This is a genomic window from Cupriavidus sp. 05T41 (assembly GCF_056396525.1).
The window spans coordinates 1-19,859 of record NZ_JBFTLQ010000090.1 but is presented as its reverse complement, the minus strand read 5'-3'; the positions used below and the strand labels follow the sequence as shown (position 1 = coordinate 19,859).

General features: G+C 61.4%; 18 protein-coding genes and 4 pseudogenes. 10 read left to right on the top strand and 12 right to left on the bottom strand.

Annotation, left to right across the window (positions count from 1 at the left end):
• The first annotated feature begins 48 nt into the window (after nucleotides 1–48).
• From AC1DKV_RS34050 to AC1DKV_RS34040, 3 genes and pseudogenes are all read left to right on the top strand, one after another.
• Nucleotides 49–305 (top strand): annotated as a pseudogene (locus tag AC1DKV_RS34050) (H-NS histone family protein).
• A gap of 220 nt (nucleotides 306–525) precedes the next feature.
• Nucleotides 526–1,377 (top strand): PDDEXK nuclease domain-containing protein, encoded by an 852-nt coding sequence (locus AC1DKV_RS34045; protein ID WP_477139079.1) that lies wholly within the window; start codon nucleotides 526–528, stop codon nucleotides 1,375–1,377.
• A gap of 302 nt (nucleotides 1,378–1,679) precedes the next feature.
• Nucleotides 1,680–2,036: a SpoIIAA family protein gene (locus tag AC1DKV_RS34040; RefSeq protein ID WP_441622546.1), complete on the top strand. Its 357-nt coding sequence runs from the start codon at nucleotides 1,680–1,682 to the stop codon at nucleotides 2,034–2,036.
• 1,988 nt (nucleotides 2,037–4,024) lie between these two features.
• Here AC1DKV_RS34040 and AC1DKV_RS34035 read toward each other — a convergent pair.
• Nucleotides 4,025–4,138, bottom strand: a pseudogene (locus AC1DKV_RS34035) (hypothetical protein); the annotation flags it as partial.
• Between the two features lie 144 nt (nucleotides 4,139–4,282).
• Between AC1DKV_RS34035 and AC1DKV_RS34030 the strand changes: the two are divergent.
• From AC1DKV_RS34030 to AC1DKV_RS34020, 3 genes are read left to right on the top strand one after another with little or no spacing between them, the layout of a single operon-like run.
• Nucleotides 4,283–4,486 (top strand): hypothetical protein, encoded by a 204-nt coding sequence (locus AC1DKV_RS34030; RefSeq protein ID WP_441622544.1) that lies wholly within the window; start codon nucleotides 4,283–4,285, stop codon nucleotides 4,484–4,486.
• A 39-nt stretch (nucleotides 4,487–4,525) separates the two neighbouring features.
• A complete protein-coding gene (locus AC1DKV_RS34025) occupies nucleotides 4,526–4,798 on the top strand; it encodes a hypothetical protein (protein WP_441622542.1) in 273 nt (90 codons plus the stop codon).
• A 44-nt stretch (nucleotides 4,799–4,842) separates the two neighbouring features.
• A complete protein-coding gene (locus AC1DKV_RS34020) occupies nucleotides 4,843–5,100 on the top strand; it encodes a hypothetical protein (protein WP_477139078.1) in 258 nt (85 codons plus the stop codon).
• 787 nt (nucleotides 5,101–5,887) lie between these two features.
• Here the strand turns inward: AC1DKV_RS34020 and AC1DKV_RS34015 are convergent.
• The 3 genes from AC1DKV_RS34015 to AC1DKV_RS34005 form a co-directional block, all read right to left on the bottom strand.
• Entirely contained in the window at nucleotides 5,888–6,253 is a 366-nt protein-coding gene (locus AC1DKV_RS34015; protein ID WP_477139077.1) for a cupredoxin domain-containing protein, read from the bottom strand.
• A 23-nt stretch (nucleotides 6,254–6,276) separates the two neighbouring features.
• Nucleotides 6,277–6,795: a DUF4142 domain-containing protein gene (locus AC1DKV_RS34010; protein WP_477139076.1), complete on the bottom strand. Its 519-nt coding sequence runs from the start codon at nucleotides 6,793–6,795 to the stop codon at nucleotides 6,277–6,279.
• Nucleotides 6,796–7,242: 447 nt separating this feature from the next.
• On the bottom strand, nucleotides 7,243–7,518 hold the full coding sequence (locus AC1DKV_RS34005) for a hypothetical protein (protein WP_477139075.1): 276 nt from the start codon (nucleotides 7,516–7,518) through the stop codon (nucleotides 7,243–7,245).
• A 1,932-nt stretch (nucleotides 7,519–9,450) separates the two neighbouring features.
• Between AC1DKV_RS34005 and AC1DKV_RS34000 the strand changes: the two genes are divergently transcribed.
• On the top strand, nucleotides 9,451–9,699 hold the full coding sequence (locus AC1DKV_RS34000; RefSeq protein WP_477139074.1) for a DUF1488 family protein: 249 nt from the start codon (nucleotides 9,451–9,453) through the stop codon (nucleotides 9,697–9,699).
• 20 nt (nucleotides 9,700–9,719) lie between these two features.
• Nucleotides 9,720–11,030, top strand: a complete 1,311-nt coding sequence (locus AC1DKV_RS33995) for an NRAMP family divalent metal transporter (protein WP_477139073.1) — start codon at nucleotides 9,720–9,722, stop codon at nucleotides 11,028–11,030.
• An 88-nt stretch (nucleotides 11,031–11,118) separates the two neighbouring features.
• On the opposite strand, the gene AC1DKV_RS33990 is transcribed toward AC1DKV_RS33995, so the two are convergent.
• The 3 genes and pseudogenes from AC1DKV_RS33990 to AC1DKV_RS33980 all read right to left on the bottom strand — a co-directional run bounded on the left by AC1DKV_RS33990 (nucleotide 11,119) and on the right by AC1DKV_RS33980 (nucleotide 12,059).
• Complete coding sequence (locus tag AC1DKV_RS33990; RefSeq protein WP_441622530.1) at nucleotides 11,119–11,454, bottom strand: hypothetical protein; 336 nt, start codon at nucleotides 11,452–11,454, stop codon at nucleotides 11,119–11,121.
• A pseudogene (locus tag AC1DKV_RS33985) lies at nucleotides 11,349–11,690 on the bottom strand (IS30 family transposase); the annotation flags it as partial. The pseudogene AC1DKV_RS33985 and the gene AC1DKV_RS33990, both read right to left, overlap by 106 nt.
• 21 nt (nucleotides 11,691–11,711) lie before the next feature.
• Entirely contained in the window at nucleotides 11,712–12,059 is a 348-nt protein-coding gene (locus tag AC1DKV_RS33980; protein ID WP_477139072.1) for a Spy/CpxP family protein refolding chaperone, read from the bottom strand.
• A 1,278-nt stretch (nucleotides 12,060–13,337) separates the two neighbouring features.
• Between AC1DKV_RS33980 and AC1DKV_RS33975 the strand changes: the two genes are divergently transcribed.
• Nucleotides 13,338–13,922: a BPSL1445 family SYLF domain-containing lipoprotein gene (locus AC1DKV_RS33975; protein ID WP_477139071.1), complete on the top strand. Its 585-nt coding sequence runs from the start codon at nucleotides 13,338–13,340 to the stop codon at nucleotides 13,920–13,922.
• Nucleotides 13,923–13,965: 43 nt separating this feature from the next.
• On the opposite strand, the gene AC1DKV_RS33970 is transcribed toward AC1DKV_RS33975, so the two are convergent.
• Nucleotides 13,966–14,655 carry an NAD(P)(+) transhydrogenase (Re/Si-specific) subunit beta gene (locus AC1DKV_RS33970; RefSeq protein ID WP_441622524.1) on the bottom strand — a complete coding sequence of 230 codons (690 nt, stop codon included), beginning with the start codon at nucleotides 14,653–14,655 and terminating at the stop codon, nucleotides 13,966–13,968.
• 975 nt (nucleotides 14,656–15,630) lie between these two features.
• On the opposite strand from AC1DKV_RS33970, the gene AC1DKV_RS33965 reads away from it, so the two are divergent.
• Nucleotides 15,631–15,759 carry a hypothetical protein gene (locus AC1DKV_RS33965; RefSeq protein WP_441622581.1) on the top strand — a complete coding sequence of 43 codons (129 nt, stop codon included), beginning with the start codon at nucleotides 15,631–15,633 and terminating at the stop codon, nucleotides 15,757–15,759.
• Between the two features lie 117 nt (nucleotides 15,760–15,876).
• Here the strand turns inward: AC1DKV_RS33965 and AC1DKV_RS33960 are convergent.
• The 4 genes and pseudogenes from AC1DKV_RS33960 to AC1DKV_RS33945 form a co-directional block, all read right to left on the bottom strand.
• Nucleotides 15,877–16,281, bottom strand: a pseudogene (locus tag AC1DKV_RS33960) (alpha-D-glucose phosphate-specific phosphoglucomutase); the annotation flags it as partial.
• Nucleotides 16,282–16,438: 157 nt separating this feature from the next.
• Nucleotides 16,439–16,636: a hypothetical protein gene (locus AC1DKV_RS33955; RefSeq protein ID WP_441622520.1), complete on the bottom strand. Its 198-nt coding sequence runs from the start codon at nucleotides 16,634–16,636 to the stop codon at nucleotides 16,439–16,441.
• Nucleotides 16,633–17,601 (bottom strand): 2-deoxy-5-keto-D-gluconate 6-phosphate aldolase domain-containing protein, encoded by a 969-nt coding sequence (locus tag AC1DKV_RS33950; RefSeq protein ID WP_477139070.1) that lies wholly within the window; start codon nucleotides 17,599–17,601, stop codon nucleotides 16,633–16,635. Before AC1DKV_RS33950 ends, AC1DKV_RS33955 begins: the two co-directional genes overlap by 4 nt.
• Before the next feature lie 250 nt (nucleotides 17,602–17,851).
• The gene (locus AC1DKV_RS33945) at nucleotides 17,852–19,312 is read right to left on the bottom strand and encodes a GH39 family glycosyl hydrolase (RefSeq protein WP_477139069.1); all 1,461 of its coding nucleotides are present in this window, start codon (nucleotides 19,310–19,312) and stop codon (nucleotides 17,852–17,854) included.
• Nucleotides 19,313–19,859 lie beyond the last annotated feature (547 nt).

Here is a 19,859-nt window from a genome sequence, read left to right as displayed (position 1 = left end):
CGACGCCACGCCGGATCGCTCGCCTCCCTAAATCTGTTCACCAACACCATGTCGATTGAAATCGAGCGCGCCGAAGCGATTACCTGGATCCGCATCCAGATGGCCCAGCACGGCCTGACCCTGGCCCAGCGCAGGCCGCCGGCTGTTTTATGGAGCCGCCACCGGCGACATTGCCCGGGGCGGTGCGCTATCGCAACGCGCACGGACAGGGCTGGGATGGCCACGGCGCCATGCCGGACTGGCTGCAGCGGGCGGTCAACGCCGGGCAGAGCGTGGAGCATTTCCGCGTMGGGCGGACCGGGTGATGTGAAATAATGTGCGGATGGCTACTCGATCTTCCCCACGCCGTGCAGCGGCGGATTCCCTTCCCGACGACTATGTTGCCTGGCTTGGCCAACTGAAGGAGGAAGTCCAGCAGGCGCGGCTACGTACGTCGCTGGCGGTCAACCGGGAACTGCTCTTGCTGTACTGGCGCATCGGAGGCTCGATCCTGCAACGGCAAAAAGCGGGGGGTGGGGCAAAAAGGTGGTTAATCGGCTAGCGAACGACCTTCGCCAGGCCTTCCCAGACATGGCTGGCTTCTCCCCGCGCAATTTGATGTACATGCGGGCGTTCGCCGAGGCCTGGCCGCACGAGGCAATTGTGCAACAGGCTGTTGCACAATTGCCCTGGGGCCACAACCTCAAGCTCTTGGAGATGCTAAGCGATGCGGAGACGCGCGCTTGGTATGCMCGCGCCGCGGTCGAGCATGGCTGGAGCCGCAATGTACTCGTTCACCAGATCGAGACGCGGCTGCACGAACGACAAGGCGCCGCCTTGTCGAATTTCCACCGCACCTTGCCAGCCCAGCAATCCGAATTGGCGCAGCAGTTACTGAAGGACCCCTATCAGTTCGACTTCTTGACCCTTGGCGCGACGGCACGCGAGCGCGAGCTGGAGCGAACCCTGCTGGCTCATCTGAAGGATTTTCTGGTGGAGCTCGGCGTCGGCTTCGCCTTCGTCGGTAGTCAGTACCATCTGAGCGTCGGCGGCCAGGACTACTACCTCGATCTGCTCTTCTATCACCTGAAACTCCGCTGTTTCATCGTGGTTGAGCTAAAGATGGATGAGTTCAAGCCAGAGTACGCCGGCAAGATGAACTTCTACCTGTCCGTCGCCGACGAGCAACTCCGGCAGGYATCGGATGGTCACACTATTGGCCTCATCCTCTGCAAGAGTAAAAACGGGCTGATCGTTGAGTACGCACTGCGCGAGTCCGCGAAGCCAATCGGCGTTGCCGAGTATGTGGTACGCCTAACGGAAACCCTTCCAGACAGTCTTCTCGGCATCTTGCCAACGGCACAGCAATTGGAGTCATCGCTCGATGATGAGGAGTAGGGCTTTCTCGGATGCCTTATTTCCCATACATTGATAACATTATCAATGTACCGGAAAATGGTGCCTTCACGATTCCATGGGTTGAGCAGGGCACTTTTTGGCGGGATTGTCCGTTTCGGTGCGGAAACTGTMACGTCTCACAGTTAGTGGGTTTTGTCTCCCAGTACCTGGGTCCAGTCCTGGCGAACACAGGGACCCGTGCGATCCGAGCCGTGTGAAAAGGCGTACGATCAGGAGGTGATCGAACGCTAGGTTTGTCCGTGCCTGAGCGTGTAACGTCTCCCCAGCCGAGTGCTCCTGCCATGATCCTGTATCACACTGACCCTGATTCCCCAGTCGTCGAGATTTCCGTCGAAGGCAAAGTCACTGACCGCGAGCTGCGCGAAGCCATCGAGCGCATGCGAGGGGATTTCGAACTGAACGGCAAGACCCGCGTGCTCGAACGCTTCGAGCATTTCACCGGTATCGAGCCAAAGGCGCTGTGGACCGACCTGACGCTCGGCGTTCCCTTGGCCCGCAAAATCACGCGCGCCGCCGTGGTGGCCGACGCGGGATGGATCCACGCGTCGATGCATCTGGCGCGGTTCTTTACGAAGGCTGAAATMAAGGCGTTCCACGTCAACGAGCTGGATCAGGCGCGCGCCTGGATCAACGCCTGAGCGCCGCCCGGCGAATCTCGTATCGTCTCAGGCCATCGCCGAGTAGGGCCAGCCCGCATTGGCAGTGCGCCGCCTCCGCGTGCCCACTCGCCTGAAGGCCGCGCGAATGGTAGGGGTCGAGGAAGCGGCGTAGGGCGTCCGGATAACTTTTACTTGCCTTTTTGCAAATTTTGCACAAAAATGCCGAAATTCGATACACCTGCGAATTACGTCCAAAGCCCGCGCAAGCGGGCTTTTTGCTTTGGCTTGGGCCTAATCGCTACGCGTAGTCGCCTTTCGGGTCCTCCGGCATCGTCCACTTGAAGCTCTCGTCCTTTTGGAGAGCCGGCGGTTCCGGCGGCGGCGAAGTTGGTTGTGGCGCTGTTCTCGAAAGCTTGTGAGAAGACTTKAACGAGTGCTTCCTCGTTGTGCCTGTCGACTCATACCTGAGCGCAATTGACATGGTGCTCCCCGGTGAGTGAATCAGAAATTCCCGGGTGCGAAACATTGCAGAGGGGTATGGATCTTGACCATACACCTATTTTGGACAGTTCGTTGTAATCAATCATGGCCCCCGAGGGAATGTCCCTTCGGGAGCCCCCTCACGCATGCCGCCCGCCGGTGGCGTTCCCCMGAACACTGCGAAAAACGCGGTAGGCGGCATGACGTGAGGGTGCAAAGAGCAGCCCAACTGGCCTGACCGCCGATAAGCCGCGAGATGGGCCCGCGCCACCCCAACCCTGTCTCCTCCACTCACCCCGTGGTGGATTGCCCGGCTTCCCGCCGGGCTATTTTCTTCCGCGTCGCCTGCATTATTCCCGCCTATGAAAACGTCCGGCCAACTCGCCATCGCCTACCGCGCGGCGGCAGACCTGGTCCGGTACGAGCGGAATGCGCGCACGCACAGCGCCGCCCAGGTCGAGCAGCTCAAGGCCTCGCTGCGGCGGTTCGGCTGGACCAACCCGGCGTTGGTCGCTGGTGACGACCTGCTGGCCGGCCACGGCCGGCTCGAAGCGGCCACGCAGCTGTGGGCCGCCGGCGAGTCCATCCGCCACTGCCCGGTCGCGGGTGAAGTGCCCACGGGCGACCTGTCGCACCTRTCGGCGGATGAGCGGCGCGCGTACATCCTGGCGGACAACAAGCTGGCCGAGAACGCCGGCTGGGATGTCGACCTGCTGGCGATCGAGCTAGCGGACCTGCGCGACGCGGATTTCGACCTGTCAGTGATCGGCTTTGACGCGGGCGATCTGGCCGAGCTGCTGGATCCGCCGCGACCGAGCTCACCCGGCGCCGGCGCGGGCTCGTTGGCCGAGCGCTTCATGGTCGCGCCATTCAGCACGCTCAATGCGCGCGACGCCGCCTGGCAGGATCGCAAGCGCGGCTGGCTGGCGCTGGGCATCCAGTCCGAGCTGGGCCGCGACGCACCGGCCTACGCTGGGGCGTCAGACCACCAGAAGGCGGATCGCGGCGCGCCGGCGCAGCACCGCACCAGCATCTTCGACCCGGTCCTGTGCGAGCTGGCGTACCGCTGGTTCTGCCCGGCCGACGGCCTAGTGCTGGACCCGTTCGCGGGCGGCAGCGTGCGCGGCATCGTCTCGGCGCGGCTGGGGCGCCAGTACATCGGCATGGATCTGCGGGCCGAGCAGGTGGCGGCCAATCGCGGGCAGCTCGATCTGCTGCGTGCCGATGACCCGGCGCCGGCCTGGCACGTGGGTGACAGCCGCAAGATCGGCCAGCACCTGGCGGACGTCGAGGCTGATTTCGTGTTCTCGTGCCCGCCCTATGCTGACTTGGAACGCTATTCGGACGACCCAGCCGACTTGTCCACGATGGACTATCCGGCCTTCGTGAAATTTAGTTCGCAGCCTGCAAACGCTTGTCCAGTAAGGGCTGGCGCAGAWTCGACTGAGATCATCTGGCGTGTTGACACATTTACTTTCGCAACGGTGACAGATTTAATACGGTCTACGCTTAAGGCGGCCGACGATCGACCATCGATCGGACTCCTGTTATGCAAGGAGAATAATCGGCTGGTACGCCGAGTACGCGTTGCGCGGCATGGTGAAGCCAATGGGCGTCGCTGGATCGGCGGTCGACGGATTGAGCATGATGAAGCCGAGGCCCGGGCTGCTTCGGCCCCACTCGTGCCAGAGGCGGTAGCTAGCGGTATTGCTCGCAGTCGGAGAGGATGGCGCCGGCCTCGCCGTCGAGGGTGGGGTTGACCAGTTTCTTCATGCTACGATTCCCCGTCCAGGGTGGAGGTCGACATGACAATCGAAAGCTACCAGGGCTACACCGTACGCGGCTTTGCAAAGCAGCTTGGCGACGGATCCTTCGAGGCATCCGGTGCAGTTGCGAAGGACGGTAGCATCGAGGAAGGATCGGATCCCTTGGGGTACTACCCCTCGTTTGAGCGTGCTGCGGCAGCCGGGATCGCCTGGGCGAAGGCCTGGGTGGACGCGTACAGTTGAGCCTGGCACGATTCCGATCCGCCGGGCAGGGGAGCAGGCATGAGCGAACGGATGCGCTGGATCACTGAGGAGTACCGCAGCATGTATGTCCACGCGATCGCCTTTGAGATCGCGGAGATGCGCCGAATGGAACCGCCTCCAGGGCAAAAGTGGGGCTACATGATTGCCATCCGCTACACGGCTGACCGGGACGACGACATGATCTACGGGCCGGCAGGCGACCGCAGCGACTACATCACCCGAGCGGCGGCGGAGCAGGCCGCGCTCTATTATGGCAAGCGGGCAATCGACATCATTCAAGATCTGGACTAACACGCTCATGCTACGATTCCTTTATCAAACCAGAGGAGTTGAAAATGCCAAATTCCTTCTCGATACATTCGCCGAAGCCGTCCGACGATGGGGAGCGGGTGTACTTCACCATCGAGGCGGATGGAGCCAAAAGTAAAGGCTATATTTCGCGCTCGGCTCTTGATGAACTGGCCGGTGGCCATATTGGCGACCTCGGGGAGGTCTTCGACAAGCATCGAGATCGGATCAAKGAAGCAGCCCACCTTAAGTGGTTGGTGAATCCATCGCTCGATCCCATCGTGCTCAGTAGCGACGATTTTTGAGTGGCTCAATATAGCCTCCTGAACTCCACCACGTGGATCAAGCCTTCCGCGATCGTGTCTCGCGAAGCGCAACATAGTCGGGCGTGAAGCCGTCGCGCCTCGTTGACGTCATTAATGTAGCCGTGAGTTCGGAGGAAAGCGATCCGCGGCAACTACTGGTTCTCATGCGGTGGATTCGAGCCGCTGCGAACAATAGTCGCGTTGCTCCGCCACAGTAGCCTGGGCTATCTCCGTTTCGCAGCCGAACGTTTCTACTACGTCGAACTGGCTCACCCGCCAACCCATAGTGAGGCGATAGGCACGGAGTCCGCTATCCATTTTGCGGACGGAACCGATGGAGTACACGTCGAGGCTTCCGCCGTGGCAGAGCGGAGACGCTTCGACGCCAGCGCTTCCCGAATTTGACACAAGGCCTCAAAAAAGTTTGTCGCTGTGGCGTCGATCACTTGACCGCGGAAGCAGGCGCGCAAGCGGCAGGTAGCGTACTTACCGCGGGCTTCGAATTGAATGGTCTCGTTGGCCTGGCCCCCAAGAAGCATGGCATGCCTGTGGCTAATTCAGTGGAGGGCCTCATGGCGCGCGCTACCAGCAACGTTTAGCTTCACAGGGTCGGACCGTAGCAATCGCGGCCGGTCCGGCGCCTATCGATTTCCGCAGGCGCGCGGGCCACTGCTTAGGCCTATGCATGATCGAGCAAGGGTCGTTCAAGTCCTTCGCCATGGTGGCAGGCCGTTGGGCAATGCGATGGCCGGTGCTGAGTGACAGCACTCCCGTATGGGTACCTAACCTATTCGACCTTGAGCGTACCTTTCATATTTGGGTGCAGCGTGCAGGCGTAGGGGAACTCGCCGGCCTTGTGCGCAATATATCGCCACGACCCGCCAGCAACGATGTTGTGTGAGTCGAACACCCCAGGCGCAGTGACGGTGTGGGGATAGGGATCTTTGTTGACCCACACAATTGTATCGCCTCGCTTGACGCTAATGGCGTCGGGCGCAAACTTCGCGCCTTGGATCATCACCGTGTGTCTTGCTGTCTTCTCGGCTGCGATTGCGCTTGGACCGACGCAGAGCAAGCTCMACGCAACGAACAGCGCAACCGCCAGCAGATGTTTTCGCTCCCGTCCATCGCATCGGGAGGGTAGGTGGTGCATGGACGTCATTCTCATGCCGAGAATTACTTGTCGAGCGATGATTGGATCTTCTTTGCATGCTCCAGGTGTCCGATAAACGCGGGGCGCACAGCAACCAGCAGCGMCTTTAGCTCATCGTTCTGCGCATTGGGAATGAGCGTCTTGTCGAGTGCATCAATCACTTGTTCGTGATACGTGACTTCGTGGTCGATATATGCCTTATCGAAGCTCGAGCCCTTGAGGCCTTTCAGAGACTTCACGTTMTCGTCGCCGCCAGACTGCAAGCTMTCACTCGTTGGATTCTTCTCCGGAGTGACCTTTAGCTTCTTGACCAGCGCCACAGCCTGTTTATTCACACCGGTATGGTCGGTGACCATCTGTTTTCCGAAAGCCTTCACGTCGCGAGAGTGACCGTCCTTCTCCGCAAGTTTTCCCGCATCAATGTCGACTTGGTTTGCAGTAACGACGATCGCGGCAATTTGCGCGTCGTTGGGTGTTTGGGCTGTGGCACCAACCGCGACGAGTGCCAAGATGGCACCTAGAGTTATGGAGATGTTCTTCATTGCTCTGCTCCTCAGCGGGAGTTAGCCATGCATTCTTGCCCTGCATGGCAGTGGGCTTAGGTGCCGACCCCTGCGTGGGTTTAGTGAAGCCCCCCAGAAGTGGGTATTCGCTAAAGCTGCTACGGCAGCACCTTGAATATAGGCTACAAAAAGCCATTTTCATGGCAGCGGAAGCGCGCCATATAGGTAAAAATTGCTTGAGGCGGCGTCGGAAACACAGCGCCGGGTGGCAAATTTAGCTGCAATGCACCTACACGTGCGACCTCCGGTTGTCGCGCTTCAGGTGGATTCAATTACCCAGCGCAGAACACGAATGGGCGTGCCGAGAATGGCGCATTGCTGTGGCAGGGCGGCTATTTTTGCAGTGTGTGCGAGCGTGAACCCCTTGACGCTGGAGCAGCGAAAGCCTGATGAGTTGCTTGGCCTGCTGAACTTGCCGGCCATCATCTAAGAAAGCCCGGCTCCMTATAACGTCGAGATATCCTCCCGCGCCTTGGCCTCGCCATAGTCAAGCGCAGCCTCGCTCGTGGGAAAGAGATAGGTGCCATCAATGAGTTCGTATGACTCCACTATCTGGAAGTTCGGCCTCACAGGACGCCCATCGGTACGGATGATCGAATAGTGCACAGCGTATCCGAGTACTTCGGCTGGCCGCCAGGGGTCGGGCTTTTGCTCGGCCTGGATCGAAAGTCGATGGTCACCGACATTTAGATCTCGATGCATGGCTACCTCCTGGTTATTTGATCGATTTAGACTGAACGATCCGGATCCGTCAGTGAGCGGGCCGGAGAGCCTCGGAGGGGCGCGGCGGCGCCGGTCGTAATCCATATGTGCGCGGGTTCCGGCGACGCGTCTGTCCGGTGCCGGACACTACCGAAGCCTGGAACGCCCTGCCGAGAGCGCAAGGCGCGCGGGCATCGTCCGGATCGCACTGCGAACTGCCATCGCGGCAGCGTTACTGGAGCTACGCGCCCCGGCTACAACGGCGCTACGTAGGTAACAGCAGCAGTGCCAGAGATACGACGACTTTCGCCGACCTCAATGGCTGAGGCGCGATTGCCCAGGCGCATGCCGAAGGCATCCGCAAGCTCGCATCCGCGTTCCGCGGGCTCTACGACAGCATGCCGGGGGCGCAGAGCGCAATGCGGATGCGGTCTTCCGTATCACTGGGGCGGCCCGCTTTGAGAGCGCACTAAGAATGCTGAAGGAGATCCTGCGCAATCGTGTGCGATGCAAGGAGGTCGTGGCCGCCTCCGGGGGCTGGAACTGCATTGCCAGCACGCCCGCCTCGTGCGGCGAAGGACAAAAGCGGTTCAGGAAGAATCCGTAGCTTGCCGCAGCGACCGTCTCACGCGGTTCCGCACGGGAAACGATGCCGTCGTGACGCCCACGGCGCCAGCGGCGCGCCTGGATCCGCCCCGTGTGCGGCGTCAGCCTTAAGCACCATCCGCCATGGCAATCGCCTTCGACTGMGGTCTGTCCGCAACGCTACTTCCGCTCGCGCCTCCGTTAGCAGGGCCCACTGCGAAATGGGCTTTCACCTGTTCGCTTCAATGGCATTTGAGTGATTATATGAGCACTTTGTCTGCCCCGACGGACCGCGGTGGGGKGCGGCTCGGGTGAATCTCGCCACTGCCCGCGCAGGCATGCCGGTCCGCAATGCATGCCCGTTAGCGTACCGACATTGCGTCAGATCCGGATTAGTATCGCAGCGGATGGCAGCGCGCCAAAGTGTTCGKAACGGCGCGCGAAGGCACGGTTGGCGGCGCCCCCTCGGATCGAGACGCCCGGCGCACCTTGTTGCCGCCTGAAAATAATCCAGTCTGGAAGATTGCCCGCAAACCCGCGGGCGGTTCAAGTCAGCAACGTGGAAGGAACCGTCATGAAATACGCACAACTAATTGTCTCAGCATTGATGACACTCGCCGTCATAGCATGTACAGGGCCGGCCGGACCACAAGGTGCAACGGGCAATACCGGTAACACCGGATACGTCGGCGCGACAGGGCGCACCGGGGCAACAGGTGACACCGGCGCAACAGGTGACACCGGCGCAACAGGATACACCGGCGCAACAGGCGATACCGGTGCCACGGGGTACACGGGCGCTACCGGCAGCACAGGGGCTACCGGAAACACGGGAGCAAGGGGTAACGCCGGCACGCCCGGCGCCAGAGGCGTCGCGACAGACGGTACCGTGGTCATCGTGCCGCGCTGAAGGCCGCTAAGCCGATCACGGATCGGGCTCAGGTAAGTCGATGCCCGCGCCGGGGCGCCCGGCGCGGAGMAGAGCAAACATCTTCGATATCGACAAGGCATTTATGCATTTTTCCCACGCACCTCCAGCTCCGACACCGCATCCGTTAGCACCTGCAAGGCGTCGGCCCGAACAACCCGACGAGGCCCGCAAAACCGCCCAACCCGGTCAATTTAATCCGCAGAGCAAGCAGATAGCGGATCTTAGCGACGATACCTTCACGCAGTAGCTCCGTACTGGATTTTCACCAAGGCGCTATAGCGCGTGTAAGCGGCCAACAAGCGAATTAGGGTTTCTCCACGCCGCCGTGGCGTTTCCTCCCCAGGCCTACCAATTGTTCCGGCACCTTGGGCAACAACTTTTCGGGCACGACAGTGCCCGGTTAATCGAGGCACAACATGGCACTGAGTTTTCTCAACCCGAGCCGCAGCTACGATGCAGCCAAGCACTGTGTGGTTCTTGGGCTACGACAACGCACGCGAAGTCGCATTCTTGTCAACGCCGCAGTGCTCGMGAATCTTGACCCGGCAATGGGCCCAGCCGAGCCCGAAGTGCTGGCGGCCTTCGACCGGCACCACGACCAGATCCTCGAACTCGCCAGGAACCGCTACGTCATCGGGCGCCAGAACATGTACATGCTCTCCTGAAACGGTGCATTGCGGAGACGATGGTGCCCGACATAGAAACGATCGCCAAAGTTTCGGCCGATGAGTCGGCCAATGGCTCGGCAGGATTCTGGCTCGGCAAGCTCGGCCCGGGACTGATCACCGGCGCCGCCGACGATGATCMAAGCGGTATCGCCACCTATTCACAGGCGGGCGCGCAGTTCGGCTTTAGCATGCTGTGGACGGTGCTCTTCACCTATCCGCTGATGGTCGGCATCCAGGTAGTCAGCGCGAGGATTGGGCGAKTGAGCGGCCACGGGCTGGCCACCAACATCCGGCGGCACTATCCGGCGTGGCTGCTCTACGGCGTGGYCAGCCTCGTGCTGGTGGCCAATACGATCAACATCGCGGCAGATGTCTCGGCCATGGGCGAAGCACTGAGGCTCATCGTCGGTGGCTCCGCACAGCTCTACGCGGTGGCGTTCGGCCTGGTTTCCCTTCTGTTGCAGCTATTCATCCCCTACCGGCGCTACGTCCGCTTGCTGAAGTGGCTCACGCTCGCCTTGCTGGCCTACGTGGCCACGGTATTCGTCGTGCATATCCCTTGGCCGCAGGTCATGGCAAAAACACTGGCGCCGCGCATGTCCTGGAAGCCCGAATACATTACCACCGTGGTGGCGCTCTTCGGCACCACCATCAGCCCCTACCTATTCTTCTGGCAGGCGTCGCAGGAAGTCGAGGACCAACTGGCCGATACACGGGCGCGGCCGTTGATAGAAGCGCCCGCGCAAGCCGGCCCCAACCTCAGGCGCATCAAGATCGATACCTGCATCGGCATGGCCTTCTCGAACCTGGTTGCCTTCTTCATCATCCTKACCACGGCGGTTACGCTCAACCTGCATGGCGTGAACGATATCCAAACGTCGGCGCAGGCGGCACTGGCGCTGCGCCCGATTGCTGGCGAGTTTGCCTTCATGCTGTTCAGCGCCGGCATCATTGGTACTGGCCTGCTGGCGATCCCTGTGCTGGGCGGCTCGTCCGCCTATGCCATGGCGGGTGCCTTCAAATGGCGAAACAGCCTAGAGCGCACGCCGATGCAAGCCAAGCGATTCTACGGCATCATCGCTATCTCGATCGCGATCGGCGTCGGGCTGGGCTTCACAAAGATCGACCCGATCAAGGCGCTCTACTGGAGCKCGGTGATTAACGGCGTGGTCTCCGTGCCGATCATGGCCGTGATGATGCTGATGGCCGCACGAACCGACATCATGGGCCAGTTCGTCATCGGCAGGAGCCTGAAGGTGCTGGGCTGGCTGGCCACCCTGATGATGGCTGCAGCCGTGAGCGCCATGTTCCTGACGATGCGCGCATAACGCGCAGCGGGAGGCGCGCCCTTACGCCCTTCCGTCTAGACCGTCTTCGGCCTCGTCACCTTCGTGCCTTCCAGTGTGACGCCGGCCATCAGCCCGCTGTTGGCAGAGCCCGGTACACAGCCACCAGTTGGTTGATGTCGAAGCCGCTTCGCAAACGAAAATGGGCAAGCGTCTGTGCGGCGGCTTCTGCGGCGTCGATGAATTCAAGGGCCTGCCCCATCGACTTTTCTGCCAGGATTATCCTGGATTGGAAAGTAGACAAATCCTTTGCGACTGCCTGCAGAATTTGCTCAGCGTGGTCGCGTAGTGCCGGCGGGTTCATAGTCGCCGACGCCGGCAATTGCCTACCCGCAAACGCTTCCCACTGTGCCAGGATGGTCTCCAGGTCGTGGAGAATGAATTCAGCGATTCGCAGTTTTGCCATGGGGATCCGGAGTGGTTCGTTGCCGATGTGACATGCTCAAATCGCTCGTAAGTGGTTCGGCCTTTGGGGAAGTATTGCCGCAGCAGACCATTTGTGTTCTCGTCAGTCCCGCGCTGCCACGGGCTTTGTGGGTCGTAGAAGTAGATTGCCAGACCTGTATCGAGCTGTAAGTGCGCATGTGGGGCCATCTCTGCGCCCTGATCCCACGTCAGCGATTTACGTAGATGTTCGGGCAGCTGGACGTCCAGGCCCGGTAATCAGTTCTTTCTCKATACATGCTGCCGGTCCTGGAAGATCAGGTCGGCGTTMCTCCTCTGGACGTCCGACATGCTGTCGTACAGGTCCAGGAACGCGGGCGTGAGCTTCCTGATGCCATCCGCATGCGCATCGGCTATCTCTCCATAGGACTTTAGGTCACCGACCGCTGTCATGCTGCCGGCTCCATCGACGCGCACCAGCCGCAGCGAATCCATCTTGCTCGCGTTGTCTCGTATTACCTGTGCGACCTTCCGCCACTGGACTTCCTGGGAGCGCGTAATCTGGAGCTTGGTATGCAGGTCACCGATGTGCGTGTCGATGCGGTCGTGCCTGGCGATCTTCAGCACATGCGCCGAGTCGTGGGCGTCCGTGGCGGTAATGGCTCCGGCCGGACCGGCTAGTGCAAGCACGGAAAGAAGCGCAACAGAGGGCAGGACGAATGTGGTCGCCGGCTGGAATGAGCGTAGTGAGCTTCATGGGTGATCTCAGTGGCAGTTCGATGATCTCGCCGCGCCCTTCGCGGGTTGGCGGTACGATCGCGTACCATTTGTATGCGGAACGCCKGCCAGTGTCTGTCCGGCACCGGACAGGGAACGAGGCGTCGCCGCGGGAGAGCGCCCGGCGCATTGCCTGGCGCCTTTCCCATGCTTGTCCACTATCGTACAGACGGCATGGCGATCGGGGAGGGCGGTGTGGATGGAGGCTGGCGGGCTGCGCATGCCGCTTACTGGCCGTGGTCCCCGTGATAGGGTCCATACAGCCGACAAGGGATATGTAGGGCTGTGGAGGCGATAGCGCGGCTCCATCGGCGCCCCGCTCTTGCCGCGTCGCCCGCATACGTTCCCACTCCACAGATGAGGCATCACATCCTACTTGGCGCCGGCGCTGCCGTCAGCGTGTTTGTCGATCCCTTGCTGGACGCGATATTCATCGTGCCGGCCGTCCAAGGACGAGCAGATTACGCAGGACATCTGGACACTCGAGAACCCGGCGATCCTGGAGCAACTCGGCAGGGCCGGCCGATCCGTGTCGCATCTGATCAAGTACTCTGAAAGAGGACACCGCCGGAACTGGCTGATTCGAGCCATCCAATCCCGCACCGCTCGGCCTCGCGGACTTCGCGGTGATAACGTAGCTGCCGAGCATGATCAGCGGCGACTGATTCCACGCTGAATCGCGGGCTGGCGTGCACTGCCGGCGGTGAGTGACCAGTCAGTGTCGTCACGTGTGGTGCTGATCTGTTCATGGGCGTTCGCGGCTGCGCTGGGAGCGGCCGGGTCACTCGCGCGGGGAAGTTCATTTCCAGCGATTCGTCCATGGCCCTCTGGTAGGTCTGGCCTTGCGTCGTCGCGGGAAATTTTGGCGGAGCTGGCCGGCGGTTTCGCACCGAGAAGCTAATCTTTTGCATGATAGATCCTGTCTAAATGGACGTCGATCCTGACCAGGATACTGACGTCGATCCGCCGGAAGGTCGCTACGATGGTGGACACGGATACCTCCTTTCGGCATTTGTCTTTCCGCATGGCCATATCCGGTGATCCGCCTTGTGTTTCCGTACGCTGTCGTACCGCATTTGCACGGCCTCTGGCATACGCTTGATTCGCATACGGACACTGGAGACCAAAATGCTAAGGCGAAATTTCATTCTGATTGCGACCGGATCGGTGGCGGCAATTGGCATTACCCTGCCAGGTTGCACAACGACGGGGACAGCTTCCGGGGGTAGCCAGGCGGCAGACCGACGCACGATCGACACCGGCATCGACTCGACCCTCACGCGCCTCTACAGCGCTGCCAACGGCTCGCACGAGTTGGTCGGCAAGTCTCGCGGCGTGCTGGTATTTCCTTCGGTGATCGCGGCCGGGTTCTGGTTTGGCGGCCAGTACGGGGAGGGCGCCTTGCGGGTTGGCGGCAGCACCGTGGGCTACTACAGCACCGCCACTGCCTCGTTCGGGCCGCAGATCGGAGCTCAGTCGAAGGCGCTTGTTTTCCTGTTCATGACACCTGACTCCCTAGAGCGGTTCACGAGTAGCGAGGGCTGGGCCGTGGGCGGCGATGCATCCGTCGCGGTGTTGAAGGTKGGCGCAAACKGCAATATCGATAGCAATACAGCTACCGCGCCTGTCACGGCATTCGTCCTTACCAACAGCGGGCTGATGGCCGGTGTCACACTGGAGGGCACGAAGGTGACGCGGCTCAAGACCGTCTAGCCGGTAGGGGGATTTTACACGCCCAAGGTCAGGAACATGGCGCCTACGGCTGCCGGGTGGCCAGCCAGCCCGGCACCTTCAGCTCCTTGCCGATGACGAACGGTCCCATGATGTCGGCCCGTGCGGCCATCAGCACCATCGCCGCCACGATCGGGGCGGAAACCATGCTGTTGATCACCGCGCTCCAGTAGAGAGCCTTGTTCAGATCGATCGCTAAAGCCCGGCCCGATGCCGACCGCGGTCGAGATGGCGATGATGACCACGTAGACCTTCCTCGCCATGTCGACGTGAGGATGGGCATGCCGAAGGTCGGCGATGCCTTGTCGGTGCGGGCAGCGGGATTGACCACATCGTTGGCGCCGACCACCGGCGCCACGTCGGCGTCGGTAAACTCGGAATTGACATCGTCGAGCTGGAAGATCATGTCGCAGGGCACGCCGGCCTCCGCCAGCAGTACGTCCGTCTGGCCTGGCATGCGCCCGGCCAGCGGGTGCACGGCGAACTTCACCGACACGCCTGCGCCTTGCATCAGCTTCACGAATTCGTACAGCTTCTGCTGCCCCTGCCCCTGCCCCTGCCCCTGCGCCGCGGCCAGGCCCGTAGCCGGCCACGTTGATGACCTTGCGGGCATAGCGCAAATAGATGCTGGTATCGCCCGCATTGACCGGTTCAAGCTGCCTTTGACGGCGCCGTGATTCTGGTGGACGATCACGCTGAAATTGGCGAACAGCACATTGCACGTGGCTTCGACCGTCTTCTCTCCGGGCCCCGGTAGTAAGTGCTTTTTCGTCCTCGCGGATTTGGGGCGGACATGTGAAGCGACGCGTCTCGCTTTGGGCAGCCGCACTGCGCCGTAGAGCGGCCCAATGCAGTTGGGCAGACGATGCGCGCTACGGGCGAGAGTGTCGGTACGCAGTCGTACTGGCTTGTGGGCACGATGTAACCACCGGGCTTCAGCAAGTCATCGACAGTCATGAACATGCCGAAGAAGATCGACAAAATTCGTATCCGGGCCGATACTGTGCMATGCACTCCTGATTGAGTCCGATCGCAATTTCGACAGGCGTTACCGGCACCMGTACGGTAGCGTACCGACAATGGTCCMATGACGATGTAGCCTATACGGGCGGTATCAGCCTGCCATGAGCCGCTCTCCGTTTGCCGACGCCAGCGGCAGCAAACTTGCCGCTATGCGCGCGCGCCCTCAATAGCTGCCGCCGATCATTGCCGGCGCTAACGTGCCGGAGTTCCCCATGCAACATTCCGTTGAGTATCGCGGCTTCGAAATCTGGATTGACATGGTTGGAAGTTCCCAGGACATATTCGAGGCCTGGTACTGCCTGCGCAGTTCGCTGCCACCGGCCTTTCCAGCGCTGGCCGAGTACCGAGTAAAGGTGCACGGCGGCCCATTTACGCGCCGCTGGGCAGTCCTGGCGGGCKAACTGGCGGGAAGGTCCGCGKTCGACAGCCTTCTTTCCAGGGCTCAGTGTCCGCGGATGTGAGCAACTGTGCGATCCTGCCCGCGCCGAGGGCGCGGAGTCATCGTCAGGCTGGAGGATATCCGTGAGCTCAGATTTCCCAAGGGAGCCCTGTGGGAMCGGTCTGGATGCATTGCGCTGATCGGCGGATCTTCCCGGATTACATGCGTTAGTCGATCCACCCGCCAGCGGTGATGGGCCTGCAGGTCTAAGTTTTAACCCACGACAGTATCGCTCTGGGAGAGGATGGCCAGACGCATCGACCTGTCGAGCAGGTGGCCGGTCTGCGTGCGATTCACGGCCTGGTGGTGATTCCCCTGTCGGTTGCAAACGAGACGGCGCCCGGTGCCTCGGACTGACCGTGCGGGCGGACGCCTCTTGCAGTCTGCAAGCGCGTCTTCGACGCTCGCTTGCGCTTCCTTGGTAATGCGCCGCAGGTGCGCGTTGTCATGAAATCTCTCGACGTAGATCTTGTCGATGTCTTCCGTACCGGATGGYCTCACGGCGAACCAGCCTCTCTCGGCAATKACCTTCAGTCCGCCGATCGGCGCGTCGTTGCCGGGCGCTCGGATGAGGACACGCTGAATGCGCTCGTCGGCGAGCTCCGTGCATTTCACCTGCTGCGGCGAGAGCATCGGCAGCACCTTCCTCTGCGCTATCGTTGCGGCCGTCTCGACCCGGGTGGCCACAGAGCTGCGCAGCTCATGGGTGAGCTTGCGAAAGATCTCGCCAGGTTCGCGCCCGGAGCGCGCCGTGATTTCGGCCGAGAGCAGGCCTGCCGCGCGGCCGTCCTTGTCGGTTGTCCATACAGAACCGTCAAGGCGCAGGAAGGAGGCACCCGCGCTCTCTTCACAGCAGAATCTCAGGCTCGCATTGCACAGCCCATCGGTGAACCACTTGAAACCGACAGGGACCTCAGAAAGACTCCGGCCCAGCGCTCGGCGACCCGATCGATCATCTGGCTGCCGACAACGGTCTTTCCCGCGCGAGCTTCGCGCGCCAGCTTGCGCGTTTCCCGGCGCGGTATTCGTAGATCGCTTAGCTGATGGCTAGCATGTGCCACTCGTTGAAGCTTCTTTCCAAGGAAGAGCCCTGATGGCGAGAAGCGCCGAATATCACGCGTCGCCAGGCTTCGGCAGGATCGGGCATGCCGGTGTAGCAGGCCGTGACGAGCCGGGGAATATCCACCGGGATCGCCCTTGGCGCCGGCTTGCCGGCCAGAGGACTGACGATCATGACGGCGTCTTCGGTGTCGTGGATTCGGTGGAACCGTATGCCGCGGCATGACGGGACGCCCGTGCCTGCTCAAAGAGCTCGACCCATCTGGCATAGTTCCGGGCGATACGGGAAACGGCTTCCTGCCCTGTCATTTCCCCGGTCTCGTAGCTGACGATGGCGTCCCAGAACGTGGTGCGCCCAACCGCGAATCCAATCATGCCAGGCACTGACGCGGCGGTTTCCAGCCATTCCGTTACCCTGGCCTCTTCGGCGCCGCGTCCCAGCACGATGCAGCCGACGTCATCCCGTGCGTTGCGCCGCACGGTCTCCACCAGTTGCTCGTAATCCTCGCGCCAGTCGAGCCCTTCGATCTTCCAGATATCCGGTTCGATGCCGGCATCCTGCAGGGTACGGATCGCCTGGCGCATTAGGCCGGGGCGGGTGCGCCGGTCATAGGCATCCTTGTCCATCCCGACCCGCTCCATCTGCGCCATCGTGGCCGGCACCAGCAGTTCGAACATGAGGCGCTGCCCGGCACGCCGGCAGTAGTCTGCAAGCTGCCTCAGGCGCGTTGTTTGCCGGAGATTGAGCGCGGCGTCGTTATCCGGGTTATAGCGCACCAGAGCCTTTGCGAAAGTCGGCCTGAACGCTTCAATGTGCTCCGCGAATGCTTCGCCATACTCGAACTCGAATTCAGCCGGGCCACTCTTCTCGACAGAGAGCGCGGTCACGTAGCCGCCCTCCGTCGCGTCATGAAGAATGCCGGCGCCGAATTCCTCATCGACCAGGATRCCGGCGCAAGATGCCGGCACCCCGTTGTMGACTGCATMCCGGAAGCCATCATAGATGATMTGCTTGCTGCTGGTCACCCTATCGCGCTCCGCAGGTGTCAGCGGAGGATGGAAGCGGAACAGGTCGGCCACGTAGGACTGGCGATGATCGAACGGTAGCAGGTAAAGCGGTGAGTTGTAGCCGGATTTCATAATTGTCTCTCCCCAAACCAGCGATGGCGCCGGATCCATGCGGTGACGACGCCGTCGTGTTGAGTTGCGCCGCCCCGTTGATTCCTCCTGGCACAGGCCGGTGCCAGGTTTGTGCTGGGCAACTCCCGGCGGCGGTCCGGCCTGCATGCGCGGGTCGTGGCGGATCCCGTCACTGAGGTGCGCCCGGCGCAGGCCGCTTACGAGCTACAGCACCTCCATCCGGGCCACGAGCGGGAGGCGGCTTCTTTCACTACGCGCTCCATTCAATCCGCAACGATGCCAKGGACTGAGGCTGAAGGGCCACCTCGATCAAGGTCGTTTCGCCGTCGAGCGAGAAGGCATGTGCTTCGTCGGTGAGTGCCGCTGCCGCACTGATCCGGTCGATATCTTCGGCGCCCAAGTACTCCGGTTCTCCCAGGGCTTGCCACGCTGCCCGCGGGTTGCAATGATCCGCATCGATGCGCGCGATCGTTACCCGACGCGGACTCCGCCCGGCCGCTCCTGACAACCTGATCTGTGCCGTCTCGCTTCGGATGGCGTGCCGGGGCATTGCCTGGTTKAGCAACAACAGGCTGGAGGAAGGACKGCAGCCGGGACTGAGACTCCCTGCCCAGACGGCGACCGTTTCATGCTTGCCKACGATGGGAAGATGGCTCGGGCCAAGGCGTTGCATCAACTGAAATGCCCGGTAGGCAGGTTTGGCGATGCCATGCAGCGTCAGCAAGCCGAAACCGCCATGAAAGGGCGCATTCGGCAAGGCGTTCTCCTCGAAGATATCGGAGAACGTCCAATAGCCATACGCATCCACAAGACCGTCCACGCTCAAGGCAATCCGGACCGCGAGCGCGGCGCCGAACGCCTCGTCGTGCAGCGGATCGCGCTGCTTCGGTGTGATGTTCCATTCGGTATATAGGAGAGGGCGGCCGCGCGCCTGCGCGTTTGCCTGGAGGGCCCGCTCCCGCATGAGGTCTGCCGGGGCATGTTCCAGTTGGGAAATCGTGTCTGCTGCATCGAACTGGGAAGATGCATCCGTGGCGTAGTAGTGCGTGCTGACGAAGTCGGCCGCAAGCGCATTCTGCTCGCAATAGCCGATGAAGTCGTCGATCMACGCATTTTGTGCGGTAGCGGGACCGCCGACCTGCAGGCGCTCATCGATATGCTTGATGGCATGGACCGTGGCCTGGTAGAGCCTGAAGTAGGCTTGCTGGCCGCCAGTCCAGAACAGGCGCAGGTTTGGCTCGTTCCAAACCTCGAACAGCCATAGGGAAACCTCCTCGATACCGTAGCGCGCGACCCAGTGGCTCACCAGTTTCCGGATCAGTTGCTCCCACTCCCGGTAGTCTCTTGGCGGCGTGATGTTGGCACGATAGTGAAACACGGTCTCCGTGCCCGACGCCAGGGCGGAGGGCATGAATGACAGTTCGACAATCGGCCTCATGCCGATCGACAGCAGAAAGTCGAATATCTGGTCGGCATTGAAAAAGGAGTAGAGCCATTGGCCGTCCCGGCAGACCACGGTGCTCATGTCGTCGCACAGGATGCCGTGGAAGCGGACGTGGCGAAAGCCCAGTTCGCGGTGTGCCCTGCGCAGTTGCTTCTGCCAGTCCGCGCGCAGTGCGACTGGGGCGTGGCAACTTCCCACCGTGTGTTGCCACGGATGCACGAGCGGGAGTGGTGTTGCGGCCAGATTGCAGCTGAAGGCAATTGCCATGGTGGGTGGGTGTGTAGGGATGATGCCATGTGCGGAGCGGAACCCGGGCGTGGCGCCGACGCCGGGGGCGTCACCACGGCGTCGTTTCCCACACAGAATTGCGTGAGGCAGCCGCTGCGGCACGATACAGATACCTCGCGACCGGTTGTTGTCCTTCACCGTACGAAGCTGGTGTGCCGGCAATGTCGGTCCCGCCCACGGAGCCGGTCTCGGGCACCTGTATCGCCTTCTTGCCTCTATGTATAGTTCGCGCTCTGTACACGTGCCGTCCGGGGGCGTACAGTCCGGGACGTTTATTTTCGGAGGAGCCCTGAAACATAGGGGCGGCAGACTCACGCGCTAGTACGGGTGAGCGGAGACGTCGCCGGCGGACGACTCAAGCCAGTAGCCCGGATGGCCCTAGTACAACATCCCGTAAATAGCTTGAATAAATAATCGCCTCGGATATCATGGCGGGATGAGTCGAGGCCGCCATGCAACGCCAGTGAAGTTGGCGAAGAAAGAAAGACAGGAACTGTTATCGCTGATCGAGCGCAAGACGGCGCCG